Raw genomic sequence first — 15,110 nt, 5'->3', positions numbered from 1 at the left:
AGCGGGAGTAGCGGGAAATGACCAGGTTCATCGGCGTCGAAAGCCTCTCGGCACTCGTCAACGAAGTCGGGATCGAACCCTTTCTGACGGGGCTGGCCGGCTACATCGAGGCGGATTTCCTGCGCTGGGCGCAGTTCCACAAGGTTCCCCGCCATGCGAGCCACGGCGACGTGGGTGTCGTCGAACTCATGCCGATCAGCGACGACGCCCTGTTCGGCTTCAAATACGTCAACGGCCATCCGTCCAACGCGCGCCAGGATCTCTTGACGGTGGCGGCGTTCGGCGTCCTTTCCGACATGTCCACCGGCTACCCGCGCCTGATGAGCGAGATGACGCTGCTTACCGCGCTGCGTACCGCGGCCACGTCCGCACTGGTGGCGCGCCGGCTCGCGCGGTTGGACAGCCGGGTCATGGCGATGATCGGACTGGGCGCCCAGTCCGATTTCCAGGCGCTGGCGTTCCGCGCGCTGCTCGGCATCGAGCGGCTGCGCGTCTACGACGTCGACCCGGCGTCTACCGCCAAGTTCGTGCGCAACATGACCGCGCAGGGCTTCGAGATCGAGGTGTGCGAGAGCAGCCAGGATGCGGTGATCGGCGCCGACATCATCACCACGGCGACGGCGGACAAGCGGAATGCGCGGATCCTGTCGTCGAACATGATCGGCGCAGGCGTGCACATCAACGCGATCGGCGGCGACTGCCCCGGCAAGACCGAGCTCCATCGCGAGATCCTGTTCCGGTCCAAGGTGTTCGTCGAGCTGGAGGAGCAGACCCGGATCGAGGGCGAGTTGCAGCAGATGCCGGCGACCTTCCCGGTCACCGAAATCTGGCGGGTGCTCGCCGGGCTGGAGGAAGGGCGTTCGGACACCTCGCAGATCACCCTGTTCGATTCGGTGGGCTTCGCGCTCGAGGACTTTTCGGCGCTGCGCTACCTGGACGACCTCACCCGCGACACCGGGCACGCGGTGGACATCGACCTGATCGCCGCGCCGTCGACGCCGGTCGATCTGTACGGGCTGCTCGGCAGCGGCCGTCCGGCCACCGAACTGGCGGCCTAGACGGCGGCAGCCGAGGGGCCGACACCGGCACGCTTGGCCCCATCCCCGGACTCGTTTTGGAGGTGTCCGCATCCGCATGCGACCCGTACACAAAGGCATGAAGAGCGATTCCAACCCTCTGCGCGTGACCGTCGCACGGCGCACGCTTCTTGCCGCCCCCGTGGCGGCGATCGCGACGCGGGCGGAGGCCTTCTCGCCACCGGCGAATGCGTCTGACGAGATCACGGGGCTCGGCGCGACCGATCTGGCGGCGGCGATCCGTCGCCGCGACCTGTCGAGCCGGGACGTGATGGCCGCGCATCTGGCGCAGATCGATCGCCTCAACCCGTGTTTCAACGCGATCGTGTCGCGCGTGCCCGCCGACCAGCTCATGCGGGCAGCCGCGGCGAGCGACGAGGATGCCGCCGCCGGGCGCTTCCGCGGGCCGCTGCACGGGTTTCCGCACGCGGTGAAGGACACCGCGCCCACGCGCGGCATCCGCAGCACCCAGGGGTCGCCGCTGCTGCGCGACAACATCCCCGCAGCGGACTCGCTCGTCGTGTCGCGCATGCGCGACGCCGGCGCGATCTTCATCGGCAAGAGCAACGTGCCGGAATTCGCGCTGGGATCGCACAGCTTCAATCCGATCTTCGGCGTCACCCGCAACGCCTGGAACCCCGCGGTTTCGGCGGGCGGCAGCACCGGGGGCGGGGCGGTCGCCCTCGCGCTGCACATGACGCCGCTTGCCGATGGCAGCGACTTCGGCGGATCGCTGCGCAACCCGGCGGGCTGGAACAACGTCTTCGGCTTCCGCCCCTCGTTCGGGCGCGTGCCGTCGGTCCCGTCGAGCGACGTGTTCGGTCAGACCTTCGCCACGTCCGGGCCGATGGCGCGCCACGTCCGCGACGTCGCGCTGCTGCTCTCCGTCCAGGCCGGGCCCGATCCGCGTGCGCCGCTGTCGCTTCCCGACGATCCCGCGCGCTTCGCGGGCGCGCTCGACCGGGAGTGGAAGGGCGGTCGGATCGGCTGGCTCGGGGACCTGAACGGCGGCCTGGCGATGGAGCCGGGCGTCCTCGCGACCTGTACCAAGGCGCTCTCCGCCTTCCGCGACGTCGGCATGGCGGTGGAGGAAGCGAAGCTGTCGCTTTCGGCGGCCGAGATGTGGCGCACGGCGGTGACGCTGCGCCACTGGTCGGTCGGGGCGGACCTGATGGGCTTCTATTCGGACCCCGCCAAGCGCGCACAGATGAAGCCGGAAGCGATCTGGGAGATCGAAGGCTATCTGCGCCTCACCGGCCGTCAGGTGGCCGAAGCATCAGAAGGGCGTTCGCGGATCTACCAGGCGTTCCGCGAGCTGTTCGAGCGCTACGACTTCGTCGTGCTGCCCAGCGCGCAGGTCTTCCCCTTCGCGGTGGAGGAGCGCTGGCCCAAGGAGGTCGCGGGCCGTCCGATGGACAGCTACCACCGCTGGATGGAGGTCACGCTGCCGGCGACGATGGCCGGTCTGCCTACCCTTGCGGTCCCGGCAGGTTTCGGCGGCGCCCGCAAGCTGCCGATCGGGTTGCAGATCATCGGGCCGAACCACGCCGACCTTGCCGTGCTGCAGATGGGCCACGCCTATGAACAGGCGTCGCCCTGGATCGGCAAGGCGGTCCCCGACGCGCTGCGGCACTGAGCTAGGCGAGAGGGCGCCTACGCTTTCCGCGACGGGCGCCGGCTTCGCCCTGCCGTCATCGGGTCCGGCTTGGCGGGCGGCTGCCATCCGGGCGGCGGCGTGCGTCGCTGGTGGTTGGTGCCCAGTCCCATCGCCCCGGGTTGCTGGCGTTGCAGCCCGGATACGTCGGCGTGTTCCGCCTCTCGGGCGGTCGCGCCGCCGCGGATCAGGTTGATCCGGTCGCGGCAGCGCTTCGCTTCCTCGAAGTCGAGCGCCTGTGCGGCGGCGTCCATCCTGGCGAGCAGGGATTCGATCGTCTCGGCCATGCGACGCAAAACGCGGCAGGGCCGGCCGGGTGGCACGCGCCGGTTCGTTTTGGAACCTCCCCGCGGCAGCGACTGCCGCGGGGAGGTTCGTCAGCGTGTCGTCACATGCGGATCGAGAGGCCCGCGACGATCTGCCGGCCGAGCAGGTCGTAGCCCATGATCGTGTTCCCGCGCAGCAGGCCGATCTGGGCGCGGCTGTCGGGGATGATCGGCGGATCGCGATCGAAGATGTTGTTCGCGGCAAGCCGCAACGTCATCCGCTTGTTGACGTCGAACGCGAAGGCCAGGTCGAACCAGTCGTAGGCGCCGATGCCCGCATATTGGTCGCGCCGGGCGCTCTCGTCCTGCGCCGGGATGCCGGTGTCCTCCGGCGCATAGAAGGTCAGCGGCATCGCGCTGCGATGGCGCCAGTTGAGCGACACGCTGGCGACCCGGTCGGGCGAGGTCCAGGTGGTGCGCAGCTGGTGCGCCCAGGTGGGCATGCTCTCGCCGCAGCCGCTGCCCCAATAGCCGGTGCAGTCGCGCGGGTCGACGGTGGGTGCGCCCTGGGTGCCGACCAGGGTCATCAGCGTGCCGTTGAAGCTCATGTCGAGAGAGCCGACGCTGCCCAGGCCCAGGTTGTACTGGCCCTGAAAGTCCCAGCCGTGCGACTGCGACTTGTACCCGTTGACCGACCCGCGCGAGACCCAGCCGGTCGCCGGGCTGGTCGCCGGCGAGCTCGACAGCGTGCCGTCCGGATTGCGTACGATGCCGCGGCAGAAATAATCATTGCCGGTGGTGAGGCACTCGTTGATCCAGTCGTTCGGGTTGAGGAACGTCAGCTGGTCTTCCAGGTCGATCAGGAAGCGATCGATCGACACCGTCAGCCCCGGCAGGAACCGCGGCCGCAGCACCACGCCGAACGTCTTGGTATAGGCGGTTTCCGGGGTGAGGCCGAAGCCGCCCTCGCGCACGGTGCAGCGATCGTCCGGGCAGATCAGCGTCGCGCTGCCATAGAGATTGTCGGCAAGGCCGGTGTTGCGGCACTGCGCGAGCGTCGCGGACGGTGCCAGGCGCGGCCCGTTGGGGTTCGACGGATCGATCCGCGGCGCGCACGGGTCGGCATAGAAGCCCTGGTTCCAGAAGACGTTGGCCGCGTTCGCCGCCGCACCCACGCCCGGTGCCGCCTGCGACTTGTTGTAGGATGCGCGGAAGGTGATGTCGTCGATCGGCGCCCAGATGCCCTCGACCTTCCAGGTGCCGAAGCTGCCGTCGAGGCGGTTGTACTTCGACTGGCGATAGCCGGCGTTGAGCTGGAGCAGCTGGGTCCAGGACTGGTCCTCGACCAGCGGCGCCTGCACCTCGATGTTGCCCTCGAGGATGTTCTGGGTGACGCGCTGGTTGTCGCCGTAGCCGTTGTTCTCCTGGAAGATCTCGTTGGCCCGAGAGCGCTCCATCTCCTCGCGATATTCGACGCCGATCGCGATCGCGATGCCCTGCTCGGCGAACGGCGAGGTGATGCCGTACTTGCCGAGATCGCCGCTGACGGTGCCCAGGAACTGGAGCAGGCGCGGGATGCGCGTGAAGATGCCGCCGGTAGCGCCGCCATAGAGATAGTTGTTGAGCGCCACGTCCTGGTTGAACGGCGCGAAGGCGTTGAAGGGCACGCACGCCGGATCGCTGCCGTTGACGACCGAGCGGCAGGTCGGCGTGCCGCCGACGTTCACCACGTCGAGCGAGCGGTTGATGGTTTCGAACTGGGCGAAGGGCGTGTCGATGCTGTCGAGCCGCGCCCGCGAGATCATGCCGGCGACGTCATAGGACCAGACGTTGTCGAACACCTGGCCGCGCAGGCCGGCGACGATGCGATAGCCCTCGTTGGTGAACTTCTGCTGCACGGACGGCAGCCCGTCGAAGCGATAGCGCACGTCGATTGGCGCATATTGGCCGGCGACGCCGGCATTGGCGCCGCACAATACCTGTGCCTGCGATGCCGACAGGAACGGGTTGTCGCAGTTCACCTGAAACGGATCGCTGCCATAGGCGCTGAAGGAGAAGGTCCGGTTGAGCTGGGTGTTGTACGACTTGTCGCGGTAGTAGAGGCCGGTGGCGTAGAGCTCGACATGGTCGGTGATCTGCGCGGTTAGGAAGCCGCCGGCATTGATGCGGTCGAACGGACGCTGGAACGCCCAGTCGTCGTACGGATTGGCCTGCGCCGCTGTCGGACCGCTGTTGATCGGGATGAAGGTGCCGTTGCCGTTCGGGTTGTTGACCAGCGCCTGGCCGGCAAAGGCGCCGGACTGCGGGATGATCGTGCCGGCGGGCGTATAGCTCGCGCGCGAGCATGCGAGTGGTGCGGTGTTGCTGGTCTGCACCACTTCGCACACCGCGCTCGAGCGGTCGCGCAGGCGGACCAGATCCGACTGGCGGTAGTTGACGAAGCCGCTGATGTTCACGCGGTCGTCGAACAGGTTGGTGCCCGCCGACAGGCTGATGTCGGCGCGGCCGCCATCGTTGGTGAGACCGGTCGCCGAGTTGACCCCGATCCGCGACGCTGCCTCGGTGACGGCGTTGGCGCCGTTGTCGTGGTTGAAGAAGCTGTAGTTGGCGTCGAGGCGGACGCCTTCGAAGTTCTTCTTGAGGATGAAGTTGACGACGCCCGCCACGGCGTCCGAGCCGTAGACCGACGAAGCGCCGCCGGTCAGCACGTCGATTCGCTCGACCAGCGCCGTCGGAATGATGCCCACGTCCACCGTGTTCGCGAGGCCGACGCGCAGCCCGTCGATCAGCGTCAGCGTGCGCTCATAGCCCAGGCTGCGCAGCTTGATGCGCTGGCGCCCTTCGGAGTCGCTGAAATTCTGTTCGGAGTTCACCTGCACCTGCGGCAGGCGGTTGATCACCTCTTCGATGGTGGTCGCGCCCTGCGCGGCGATCTCGGCGGCGGTGGTGGTGACGATCGGCGCGGCCGAACGGTTGTTCGGGCGCTGGATTCGCGTTCCCGTGACGATCACCTCGCCGCTGCTGCCGTCGCCGGAGCGATCCTCGTCGGCGGCCAGCTTGGCCGAGGCGACCGGATCGCCGATCGCGACCGGTGCGTCCTGCGCCGCTCCGTCGGCCTCTCCCCCCGACACGACCTGCGCTCCCGCAGGTGTCGCGACCAGCGCCGCGACGCAACAACTCGTGACCAGCAGTCCCCTGAACAGCATCTTCTTTCCCCTTCGCTCCCGGAAGCGTCCAGCGGGGATGGTCGTGGTGTCGGTCGCCGCCCGTGCAGCCTGTTCCCCCGGCGCACGGACGTTCTTCGCCCCTTTCCGCGCGCCATCCCCCGACGTCGGTGAAACGATGCTGTCACAACATGTGAGCGCCAACAATAGCTTGCGTGGCGCCTAGGCGAAATGTCGTGGCGTCAGCGTCCCAGCTGCCAGCCGTCCCATCCGGTCAGAAGGGCGCGTGCCTCGTCCGCGGCGCCGGTCGTGGCCAGATCGGCATCGAGACGCGCCGCCTGCCGGTCGATCATCGCCAGCCAGGTCGCGCGGACTTCCTCGACGTCGCGGGGGAGAAGATAGCGGTGCCACAGACGCGCGACGCGGCGCTCGGCGATCAGGCGTTCGAGCACGGCGCGGGCGTGGTGCAGGGGCAGGCCGGCGTCGTGGCGGCGCAGCGCGCCGATGATCTGCGAAGGGTAGAGTTCACGGCGGTCCGCCAGCAGTGCGAGGATCGCGCGCTCGAGCTTGGTCTCGTCGAGGGGCGTAGGCATGGGGGCTCCGGAGGAAGGGGGCGGCGCTCAGCGCGACAGCGCGATCAGCTGGGCGAGGCCGTTCGTTCCCGTCTTGGCGACGATCGCGGCGCGATGGTCCTCGACGGTCTTGGGGCTGACGGCGAGGATCGCGGCGACCGCCTTGTTGCTGTGGCCCTGCACCAGCAGGTCGAACACCTGCCGCTCGCGCGGGGACAGCATCGCCGTGCGCGCGTCGATCGCGCGCTGCTGCCGCGACCAGGCGATCCCCTCGGCCACCGCGGCGAGCAGGCGATCCTCGTCGATCGGCTTTTCCAGATAGTCGAGCCCGCCGTGGCGGCGCACCGAATCGACCGCGCTCGCCGTCGTCGGCCAGGCGGTCATGAACACGATGGCGACGCCCGGATCGATCAGGCGGACGCGGTCGGCAAAGCCGAAGCCGTCCAGGTCGCCCATCATCACGTCGGTGACGATGCAGTGCGCCGGCGCCTGCGCATAGGCGTCGAGCAGGTCCGCGGGGTCGAGGAAGGACTCTGCGGCATGGCCGTGGCGCGCCAGCAGGCGTGCGACCGCGGTCCCCAGATCGGCATCGTCGTCGACGACATAGACGCTGCCGCCCTCGGCCGGACGATCGCTCATGCGATGCTGCCGGCGAGCGGAAGGGTTAGCGTCGCGCGGATCTCCGCCGCGTCGTCGGCGTCGCGCGACAGCGTGCCGCCATGCGCCTCGACGATCGCGCGGGCGACCAGCGTGCCGACGCCCATGCCCGGCTGTGGCGGACGGTGGGCGGCGCAGCGGTTGGCGACCGTCACCGCGACGCGATCGCCGAGGCCCTCGACCGCGATCGCCACCCGCCCGTCGGACGCCTGCAGAGCGTTGCGGACGAGGTTGACGATCGCCTGCGCCAGTTCGATTTCCTGTCCCACCACGACGAGGTCCGGATCGACCTGGCCGATCTCCAGCCGGATCTGCGCCGCCTTGGCCTCCGGCCGCGACAGGCTCGCCACCGTCTCGATCAGTGCCGCGACGGGCAGCGCGCTCGGTTCGTCGACGGTGCGCCCGCCGAAGCGGCGCAGGCGGCGCACCAGTGCGGAAAGCGCCGCCGCCTTGCGGTCGATCAGCGCGGCGGTGTCGGCGACGTCGCCGTCCGCCGTGCGGGTGATCGCATGGAGATGCCGCGCTTCGATCGCCAACGTCGAGAGCGGCTGGCTGATCTCGTGGATCACCGCCACCGACATCGCCCGCAGCGTCTTCAGCCGCTCCGCCTGGAAGAGCAGGCGGTCGCGCCGGGCGAGATCGGCGCGCGCCTGCACCTGCGCGTCGGCGAAGCTGCCGGCGAGGTAGCCGACCACCAGGATCGAGGCGAGCCCCATGTGCAGTGCCAGCCGCTCGGACAGCGCCATGTCGCGCGCGGTGTAGGGCAGCACGATCGCGGCGAGGAGGACGATCGCCGACCAGCTCGCCGCCCGCCCGAAGCGCAGCCCGATCCAGGCGACTGCGAGCAAGGCCGGTGTGTGCTGGATCCCCAGGCCGATGCGCGCGAGCAGCACACCGGCGGCGATGGCCGCGCCCAGCACGAGGATGCCCTCGGCCAGCGCCGGCAGCGGGGCGGCGCGCGCGGTATCGGGCAGGCGGGGCGCCTCCGGGCGGTTCTCCACGATCCACAGCAGCGGCGGGGCGAGCAGAAGCGCCCCGAGCAGATCGCCCAGCGCGAATCCGGTCAGCGACGCGATCGTCTGGCGCATCCCGACGACGCCGGTGAGTTCCGGGCTGAGCAGCGACGAGGGCAGGGCAACCAATGCGCTCGCCACGGGGGCGGCGATCGACGCGAGCCCGAGCGGCATCGGCGCGACCGCCAGCGTCGAGCGCGCGCGGGCGGAAAGCCGGCGGACCAGCAGGACGACCAGGCCGTAGACGAACGCCGGACGGGCGACGCCGATCATCGCGTCTCCCCAGCCGGGCTGCGACAGCACGACCACTCCCGTCAGCGTCTGGACGAGCACCTCGGTCGTGGCGATCGCCAGCGTCAGCCGCGGGCCGCGGCTCCACAGCAGCGCGATCCGCAAGCCGGCGGCAGGATAGAGCAGCGAATAGAAGACCTGTCCGCCCCAACCGGCGGCGATCCGGTGCGCGACGAGGAAGCCGACGGCATAGCCCGCGAGCCACGGCAGGTCGGCAAGGCGCGGGATCGCTGCCGCGGCGATCGCGCGCGCGGCGGGCAGGGGAGAGCGGGACGCAGGCATTCGCGTCTGCCTAGCGCGATCGGCCGCCTCCCGCCTATCGGGGTTCTTCCCGGATCGCGCGCATCCCCCGGGGCGCTCTCGCCCCGATGCGCCCCGACCTGCCACGCGATCACCGGAATCTTCCCGGATAGCCGTCGGCCCGCTCGGTCGCGCATCCCGGTGCCATCCGGACCGAGGAGCCTTCATGCCGACCTATTCCGCCGCCCAACTCCTGAAGCTCCGCACGGTCGCACCGCCGCCGGGCAAGCCGGTCTGGGCCAACCAGCTCGCCGACGTGATCGTCGATCCCGTGCCCGCAACGCTGTGCGGGCCGGGGCTCTACGCCTTGTTCCTCGACGGCGCGCTCTTCTACATCGGGCTGCATGTCGGGGCGGAGGCCGAGCCGTCCTGCTCCGTGCTCCATCGCTGGATGCTCCATGTGGTCGGGCAGACGCTGCGCTCGCCGCGGATCAGCTTCAGCCGTGGCCCGTTGCGGACGCTGCTCGACGCGCTGCCGTCGGACGCGATGATCGATGCGCTGGCCGACTGCCTGCCGGACGGCCGCGCGACCGACCTCGGCGTCCTTGGACGGCATCCGCTGATCGCGGGATCGCACTGCACCAGCCAGAAGGCGGCGTTCGCGGCGGTGCACTGGGACGTGTTCGGCCCCGGCCACGAAGCCGCGATGCTCGATCGCATCACTTGCCTGTTCCACCCGGTCGCCGGCGATTGGGAGGGGGCGCTCGCCGGCGCGACCGGTCGCGAGCGCGGCGATTGGGTGCGCGAACGCTGGTTGCGCGGTGCGGAAACGGCGCTGGTCGCGCAGTTCCGGCCGGTCTGCAACGCGGCCACGCCGCTGGGCACGCGCAGCGGCCGCATCGGCGTGGCGGCGGTGCGCGCGGCGATGGTGGCGGCGCTGCCGCCGATCCTGCCGCGGTTCGATCGCGACCGCTACGACGCGCAGGTCGCCCGCCGTCGTGCCGCCCCCGCCGCGATCGCCGCCGCCTATGCGACCGGCCCCGGCACCCCGGACGACGAGGAACTCCTGCTCGCCGAGGAGGAAGGCGTCAGCCCCGGCGAACTGCGCGTACGCCGCCGGCTCACCGAGCGCGGCACTGCGCTGGTCGACGCGCTGCGCGATCATTGCCCGTCCTCGCTCGAACTGTACTTCACCGACACGCCCGATCTGCGGATCCGGCTGGCGGTGGAGCGCTCGCCGCTGCTCGTGATCCGGACCGCCGGCGACCGGCTGCGCTGCGACACGCGCGCCAGCGTCAAGACGTGCCGGATGCTGGGCCATGCTGCCGAAGCGGTGGCCGACGGCCCGATGAAGGCGCGCTTCTACCTCGATCCCGAAAGCGCCACGCCGGGCGACCTGCTGGCGCTGGTAGGCGCCGCGCTTCCCGCGCCGGTAGCCGGGCTCCGCGAGATCGCCTGACGCGGATCGGATCGCGGGCGCGAGCCGGTGCTGCGTGTCCTTGTGGGATACCGCCGGAACCGCCCGCTGAAGATCGACGCTTTGGACCACACCGTCGCCCGCGCTTCATGAACCCGCAGAAGCCGGTGCCGGCCTGTAAGATAACGATCAGTGGGGCTGCGGCTACACCGAATACAATCCGAATACCTGGTTTGCGGCCGGCGATCAGGAATGGACTACCGGCGCGGTGATGAACACCTATTCGCAATATTACGATGTCTGGGGCCGGACGCTGCGCGTCGGCATCCGCGCGAAGCTCTGGTGAGGGCCGCGGCTGACCGGCGAAGCACGGCGCCGCCGGTCAGCCGCCGGTCAGGAGCAGGATGGGGATGCGCAACACGGTGCGCAGGTCGGTGGCGTCCTCGGTCGCGCCGACCTCGACCGACCAGTTGAGGCTGGTGCGGTCGTCGACGCGATAGGTGACGCCGAACAGCAGGCGTCCGATCTGCAGGTCGCGCGAGGTGGTCGATCGCAGCCCGGGCCACGCCGCGGTGGGCTCGATCAGCCGGGTGCGCGTCTCGGTGCCCAGGATCCAGCTGTGCGCATAGCCCAGGTTGAGCGTCGCCCGCTCGTTGAAGGCGATGCCGATCCCGGCGCTGCCGGAGATCGCATCGCCCGGATCGACGTGGGCGATGACGATCGGCGGGATGCGCGTGTCGACGTCGCGCGCCAGGTTGAAGGTGTAGCCCAGCGTTCCGAACAGCACGACCGGGTCGCTCGGCAGCACCGCGGTGAAGCTGGGGGTGATGCCGTAGAAGCCCGCGCCCGTCGCCGCACGCGTCGCGCGGCCGAGGTCGTCGCGCGGCAGCTGGAACGGGTTGCTGCCGGTCGGCAGTACCGCCTGGAGGTTGGCGATGACGTAGGGCACGCCCTCGCGCCCGTCGATCAGCTGGTAGCGGGCGCTGAGCTCCAGGTCGCCGATGCCGTTACCCTTGACCGAATTGTCGATCGTCGCGTCGGCGTCGTTGGGCGTGCTGCCCGCGATCGGCGCGATGATCGAGGTGTCGGCGCGATAGATGTACGGCAGTCGCGCGCCGAGCTCGAGCCGGTCGGTGACGCCGTAGCGCAGCGAGGCGGAGGCGGTGAGCACGTCCTGGCGGCTCTCGTTGATGTCGAACACGCCCACCAGCACCGCCTCGACCAGTTCAATGCCGCGGAACACCGCCCGGTTGCGGTCGGCGCGGGCATAGTCGAGCTGCAGCTCCCCGGCGAGCTGGCCGCGGCGCGTCACCACGCTGCCTTGGCTGTCGAGCACGGCCAGTTCGATCGGCCGGTCGTCGCTCGCCGGCGCCTGGCCGACACGTTCGAGCGGCGCCTGCTGGATGGAGGCGGGGTCGCCCGGCGTCGCCGCCGCGCTGGCCTGCGCTGCGCCGATCGCGGGCACCGGCGGTGGTTGCGACGTCGCCTGCGCCGCGACCTGCCGCTCGGCGGTGTCGAGGCGGCGGCGTAGCTCGGCCAGCACGCGCGCTTGGCTATCGATCCGTGCCATCGCTTCGTCGAGCTGCTGCTGCAGCGGCGGGCGCCGGCTCGTCTGCTGGGCGGCAGCGGGCGTCACCGTCGCGATGGTCAGGGCCGAAGCGGCAATCAGCAGTGCTGCGCATCGCGTGCTGTTCACGCTAGCGGACCCGCAGCTGTGCAGCATCGAACGCCAGCTCGCCGGCGCGCAGCATCGACGAGCCGACCACGTCCGGCCCGGCGTTGTCGAGCGACAGGAACAGGCTGGTCTCGGTATCGATCGCCCGGTCGTTGCCGGTGTTGACCACCGCCGCGCCGAACGCGCTGCCGGCAAGATGCGTGATGCTCAGGTCCGCGCCGCGCCACTCGGCGGTCTGGAGCGGCCCCTGGCTCGACTGGTGGACGGAACCGGCGCCGCTCGCGACCGATGCCCCGTCGGGCAGCGTCACGAAGCGATCGTCGGCGTCGGCCGGCACGCCCGCGCCGCCGACGCTCAGTTGGGGAGCCGCCACGCCGGGCGTGATCTGGATCCCGCCGCGGCTGTCGTAGCGGACCTGCGTCCGGGCGCTCGCATCGGTGGCATCCCGGGAGCCGGCGCTGGGTGAGGCGATCGTCTCGCCTTCGCGCGGGGTGTAGACGACGAAGCTCGGCTGGCCGCTGTCGAGGCGGAACACGCTGCGCAGCACCACCGCGCCGTCGAGCGCAGTCTGGGTCTGGACGGTCATCGCCACGTCGACGCCGTTCGGAAGGCGAAAGCCGCCGCGCTGCTCCGCCAGCTTGATATCGGGAAGGGGCATCGCCCCGAACAGCGCCGCCGGCACCAGCGCCAGCGCAAGCAACCCGGTCATCCGGTGTCTCCATAGAAAGGCGCGGTGATCGACAGCGCCTGTTGGCTGACGGGCGCGCTGAACCCGTTGCCGGCGGGTGCGCGCGGGAAGGCGAGCCACTGGTCGCCGCGGTTGAACGAGCGCCGCGCCTCGACCTGTGCGTCCGCCAGCGCGAAGTAGATGCCGTTCCAGTGCTTCTCGAACGCGGCGCGGCGCATCACCAGGACTCCGCGCGACGGATCGCCCAGCAGCACGTCCTGCCCGCGCACCCCCTTCACCACGACGAAGTGGCGATAATCGCGCACCGCGATCAGCGCGATGCCGGGGATGCCGGTCTTCTCGATCTGATCGAGCGACACCTTGTAGCCGTCCGCCGGCAGTCCGCGGCTCGACAGCCAGCGCTTCATGTCGAGCAGCGAGAAGCCGAGCCGGCGGATCTGCGCGCGGTCGCCGCTCGCCCACATGCCGCGGAACACCGCCGCCTCGTCCACGCCGAAGTCGTAGTGATGGCGCAGCAGTGTCGCGAGCGCGGCCGACCCGCAGCTGAAGTCGTAGCGCTGGCGGATCACGCCGGTGAACTTGCGCGCCTGGACGCTGCGCACCGGCACCGTATAGTCGCCCACCGGCCCCGGCGAGGCCAGGAAGCGCGCCGGCTGCCCCGCGGCCGGGACGATCGCGCACGCCGGCAGCATCGCCGCGACCAGCAGGAGCCGCAGCCTGATCACGGCTGCGGGGCGAGCGCGATGTTGACGGTCATCGCCGCGTTGATCGCGACGTTGTTGCCGGTGTTGACGTTGACGATCGACAGCCCCGACAGGTTCTGGAACGCCTTGCCGGCGACGCTGGCGTCGCCGGTCCGCGCATTGTCGCCGACGCTGTTGTGCGCGACCCCGGCGTTCTGGGTGGCGGTGGCGTGCTGCTGGACGTCCTCGCGGCCGGTGATCGTCCCCAGCGCGTCCTCGCTGACGACGGGCGCCGCGAAGGCGGCGGGCGCCGGCGCTTCCTGCGCGGCAGCCGTCCCGCTCCCGAATAGCACCATCGCCAGCGCGGCGCCTGCGGACATGAAGCCTGCGATCGGCATGTCGTCCTCCCTCCTGAAGCGGCCGGCGACCACGGGGCCGCCGGCCGGATGCATCCGATCAGAAGGCGATGTCGCCGGTGGACACCGCGACGCTGACGCTCGCGTTCTGCGACGCGCCGATGCCGGTGTTCTGGTTCTGCGCGTTCATGCCGGCGAAGTTCTGATAGGCGCTGCCGCTCACCGTCAGGCTGTTGTCGGCGACCGGACCGTCCGCATCGCTGCCCGGGTAGTGAACGGTGACGCCGGTGACATAGCTCGAAAGCGTCGAGCTCGCGACCATCGCGTTGTCGCCGAACACCTGGCTGGACGACGCCGTCCCGGTCGAGGTGGAGGAGTCCGCGATCGAGTTGTCGGTGTTGTAGCTGTCCGTCGTCGCGACCGAATTGTCGGCGGAGTTGTCCGAGTGGTCGGAGTTGTCGTTGTTGCTGTCGGCCACGTCGACGGAGTTGTCGGTCGTCGAATTGTCGGAGTGGTCGGAATTGTCGTTGCCGCTGTCGGCTACGTCGACGGATTTGTCGGTGGTCGAGTTGTCGGAATGGTCGGAGTTGTCGTTGTTGCTGTCGGCTACGTCGACGGAGTTGTCGGTGGCCGAGTTGTCGGAATGGTCGGAATTGTCGTTGTTGCTGTCGGCCACATCGACCGAGTTGTCCGTGGTCGAGTTGTCGTTCCCGCTGTCGGCAACGGAGTTATCGGTCGCGGAATTGTCGTTGCCGCTATCGGCTACGTCGATCGAATTGTCGGTGGTCGAGCTGTCATTGCCGCTGTCGGCGACGTTGAGCGAGTTATCCGAATTGTCGTTGCCGCTATCCGCCACGTTGCGCGAGTTGTCGGTGGTGGAGCTGTCGTTGCCACTGTCGGCGATGTTGAGCGACTTGTCGGTCGTGGAGCTGTCGTTGCCGCTGTCCGCCACGTTGCGCGAGTTGTCGGTGGTCGAGCTGTCGTTGCCACTGTCGGCGATATTGACCGACTTGTCGGTCGTGGAATTGTCGTTGCCGCTGTCCGCCACGTTGCGCGAATTGTCGGTGGTGGAGCTGTCGTTGGCGCTGTCGGCGACGTTGAGCGACTTGTCGGTCGTCGAGTTGTCGTTGCCGCTGTCCGTGACGTTCAGCGTCTTCTCGGTGGTGGCGGTGGAACCGCCATTGGCGGCGGTCTGCCCGGCGTGGGTATCCTGCGCCTGGACGGCAGGAGCTACGATCAGCAGCGCCGCGATGGAGCAGGAACGAAGGAGTTGCACTTTCATGGCTCGGCTTCCTCAACTTGGCGGTTCGCGACGTCGTCCCTCGGCCCCCTGCCGATCCGGCGCGACGGTGCGGCGT

13 protein-coding genes are annotated in these 15,110 nt (G+C 69.7%); 3 read left to right on the top strand and 10 right to left on the bottom strand.

The genetic code is table 11. From position 1 onward, the window contains the following. Positions 1–17 precede the first annotated feature (17 nt). Positions 18–1,058 carry an ornithine cyclodeaminase gene (locus ACBY01_RS10400; protein WP_416460761.1) on the top strand — a complete coding sequence of 347 codons (1,041 nt, stop codon included), beginning with the start codon at positions 18–20 and terminating at the stop codon, positions 1,056–1,058. A gap of 124 nt (positions 1,059–1,182) precedes the next feature. Next, a complete protein-coding gene (locus ACBY01_RS10395) occupies positions 1,183–2,712 on the top strand; it encodes an amidase (protein ID WP_416460760.1) in 1,530 nt (509 codons plus the stop codon). A 17-nt stretch (positions 2,713–2,729) separates the two neighbouring features. Here ACBY01_RS10395 and ACBY01_RS10390 read toward each other — a convergent pair whose 3' ends face one another. The 5 genes from ACBY01_RS10390 to ACBY01_RS10370 all read right to left on the bottom strand — a co-directional run bounded on the left by ACBY01_RS10390 (position 2,730) and on the right by ACBY01_RS10370 (position 8,975). After that, a complete protein-coding gene (locus ACBY01_RS10390; RefSeq protein WP_416460758.1) occupies positions 2,730–3,017 on the bottom strand; it encodes a UvrB/UvrC motif-containing protein in 288 nt (95 codons plus the stop codon). Positions 3,018–3,118: 101 nt separating this feature from the next. After that, positions 3,119–6,202 (bottom strand): TonB-dependent receptor domain-containing protein, encoded by a 3,084-nt coding sequence (locus tag ACBY01_RS10385; protein ID WP_416460757.1) that lies wholly within the window; start codon positions 6,200–6,202, stop codon positions 3,119–3,121. Positions 6,203–6,402: 200 nt separating this feature from the next. After that, a complete protein-coding gene (locus ACBY01_RS10380) occupies positions 6,403–6,753 on the bottom strand; it encodes a hypothetical protein (RefSeq protein ID WP_416460756.1) in 351 nt (116 codons plus the stop codon). Between the two features lie 27 nt (positions 6,754–6,780). Continuing rightward, positions 6,781–7,371: a response regulator transcription factor gene (locus ACBY01_RS10375; protein WP_416460755.1), complete on the bottom strand. Its 591-nt coding sequence runs from the start codon at positions 7,369–7,371 to the stop codon at positions 6,781–6,783. After that, positions 7,368–8,975 (bottom strand): sensor histidine kinase, encoded by a 1,608-nt coding sequence (locus ACBY01_RS10370; RefSeq protein ID WP_416460754.1) that lies wholly within the window; start codon positions 8,973–8,975, stop codon positions 7,368–7,370. Before ACBY01_RS10370 ends, ACBY01_RS10375 begins: the two co-directional genes overlap by 4 nt. A gap of 184 nt (positions 8,976–9,159) precedes the next feature. On the opposite strand from ACBY01_RS10370, the gene ACBY01_RS10365 reads away from it, so the two are divergent. Further along, a complete protein-coding gene (locus tag ACBY01_RS10365) occupies positions 9,160–10,392 on the top strand; it encodes a hypothetical protein (protein WP_416460753.1) in 1,233 nt (410 codons plus the stop codon). A gap of 340 nt (positions 10,393–10,732) precedes the next feature. Here ACBY01_RS10365 and ACBY01_RS10360 read toward each other — a convergent pair whose 3' ends face one another. The 5 genes from ACBY01_RS10360 to ACBY01_RS10340 are packed head-to-tail and all read right to left on the bottom strand — an operon-like array spanning position 10,733 to position 15,034. After that, the gene (locus ACBY01_RS10360; protein ID WP_416460752.1) at positions 10,733–12,046 is read right to left on the bottom strand and encodes a transporter; all 1,314 of its coding nucleotides are present in this window, start codon (positions 12,044–12,046) and stop codon (positions 10,733–10,735) included. A 1-nt stretch (position 12,047) separates the two neighbouring features. Then, entirely contained in the window at positions 12,048–12,734 is a 687-nt protein-coding gene (locus ACBY01_RS10355; protein WP_416460751.1) for a hypothetical protein, read from the bottom strand. Next, entirely contained in the window at positions 12,731–13,438 is a 708-nt protein-coding gene (locus tag ACBY01_RS10350) for a C39 family peptidase (protein WP_416460750.1), read from the bottom strand. The genes ACBY01_RS10355 and ACBY01_RS10350 overlap by 4 nt, the downstream gene beginning before the upstream one ends. Then, complete coding sequence (locus ACBY01_RS10345) at positions 13,435–13,794, bottom strand: hypothetical protein (protein WP_416460749.1); 360 nt, start codon at positions 13,792–13,794, stop codon at positions 13,435–13,437. The genes ACBY01_RS10350 and ACBY01_RS10345 overlap by 4 nt, the downstream gene beginning before the upstream one ends. A gap of 58 nt (positions 13,795–13,852) precedes the next feature. Next, positions 13,853–15,034 carry a hypothetical protein gene (locus tag ACBY01_RS10340; RefSeq protein WP_416460747.1) on the bottom strand — a complete coding sequence of 394 codons (1,182 nt, stop codon included), beginning with the start codon at positions 15,032–15,034 and terminating at the stop codon, positions 13,853–13,855. Positions 15,035–15,110 lie beyond the last annotated feature (76 nt).

The organism is Sphingomonas mangrovi, assembly GCF_047975845.1.
Classification (GTDB): Bacteria; Pseudomonadota; Alphaproteobacteria; order Sphingomonadales; family Sphingomonadaceae; genus Sphingomonas.
Note: the sequence above shows the minus strand (reverse complement) of the source record. Positions and strands in the feature narration are given on the sequence as shown.

Bases quoted from the DNA above. Each gene is read 5' to 3' on its own strand.
- ACBY01_RS10390 (WP_416460758.1), bottom strand. From the start codon at position 3,017: ATGGCCGAGACGATCGAATCCCTGCTCGCCAGGATGGACGCCGCCGCA.
- ACBY01_RS10365 (WP_416460753.1), top strand. From the start codon at position 9,160: ATGCCGACCTATTCCGCCGCCCAACTCCTGAAGCTCCGCACGGTCGCA.
- ACBY01_RS10370 (WP_416460754.1), bottom strand. From the start codon at position 8,975: ATGCCTGCGTCCCGCTCTCCCCTGCCCGCCGCGCGCGCGATCGCCGCG.
- ACBY01_RS10400 (WP_416460761.1), top strand. From the start codon at position 18: ATGACCAGGTTCATCGGCGTCGAAAGCCTCTCGGCACTCGTCAACGAA.
- ACBY01_RS10340 (WP_416460747.1), bottom strand. From the start codon at position 15,034: ATGAAAGTGCAACTCCTTCGTTCCTGCTCCATCGCGGCGCTGCTGATC.
- ACBY01_RS10375 (WP_416460755.1), bottom strand. From the start codon at position 7,371: ATGAGCGATCGTCCGGCCGAGGGCGGCAGCGTCTATGTCGTCGACGAC.
- ACBY01_RS10380 (WP_416460756.1), bottom strand. From the start codon at position 6,753: ATGCCTACGCCCCTCGACGAGACCAAGCTCGAGCGCGCGATCCTCGCA.
- ACBY01_RS10385 (WP_416460757.1), bottom strand. From the start codon at position 6,202: ATGCTGTTCAGGGGACTGCTGGTCACGAGTTGTTGCGTCGCGGCGCTG.
- ACBY01_RS10355 (WP_416460751.1), bottom strand. From the start codon at position 12,734: ATGACCGGGTTGCTTGCGCTGGCGCTGGTGCCGGCGGCGCTGTTCGGG.
- ACBY01_RS10345 (WP_416460749.1), bottom strand. From the start codon at position 13,794: ATGCCGATCGCAGGCTTCATGTCCGCAGGCGCCGCGCTGGCGATGGTG.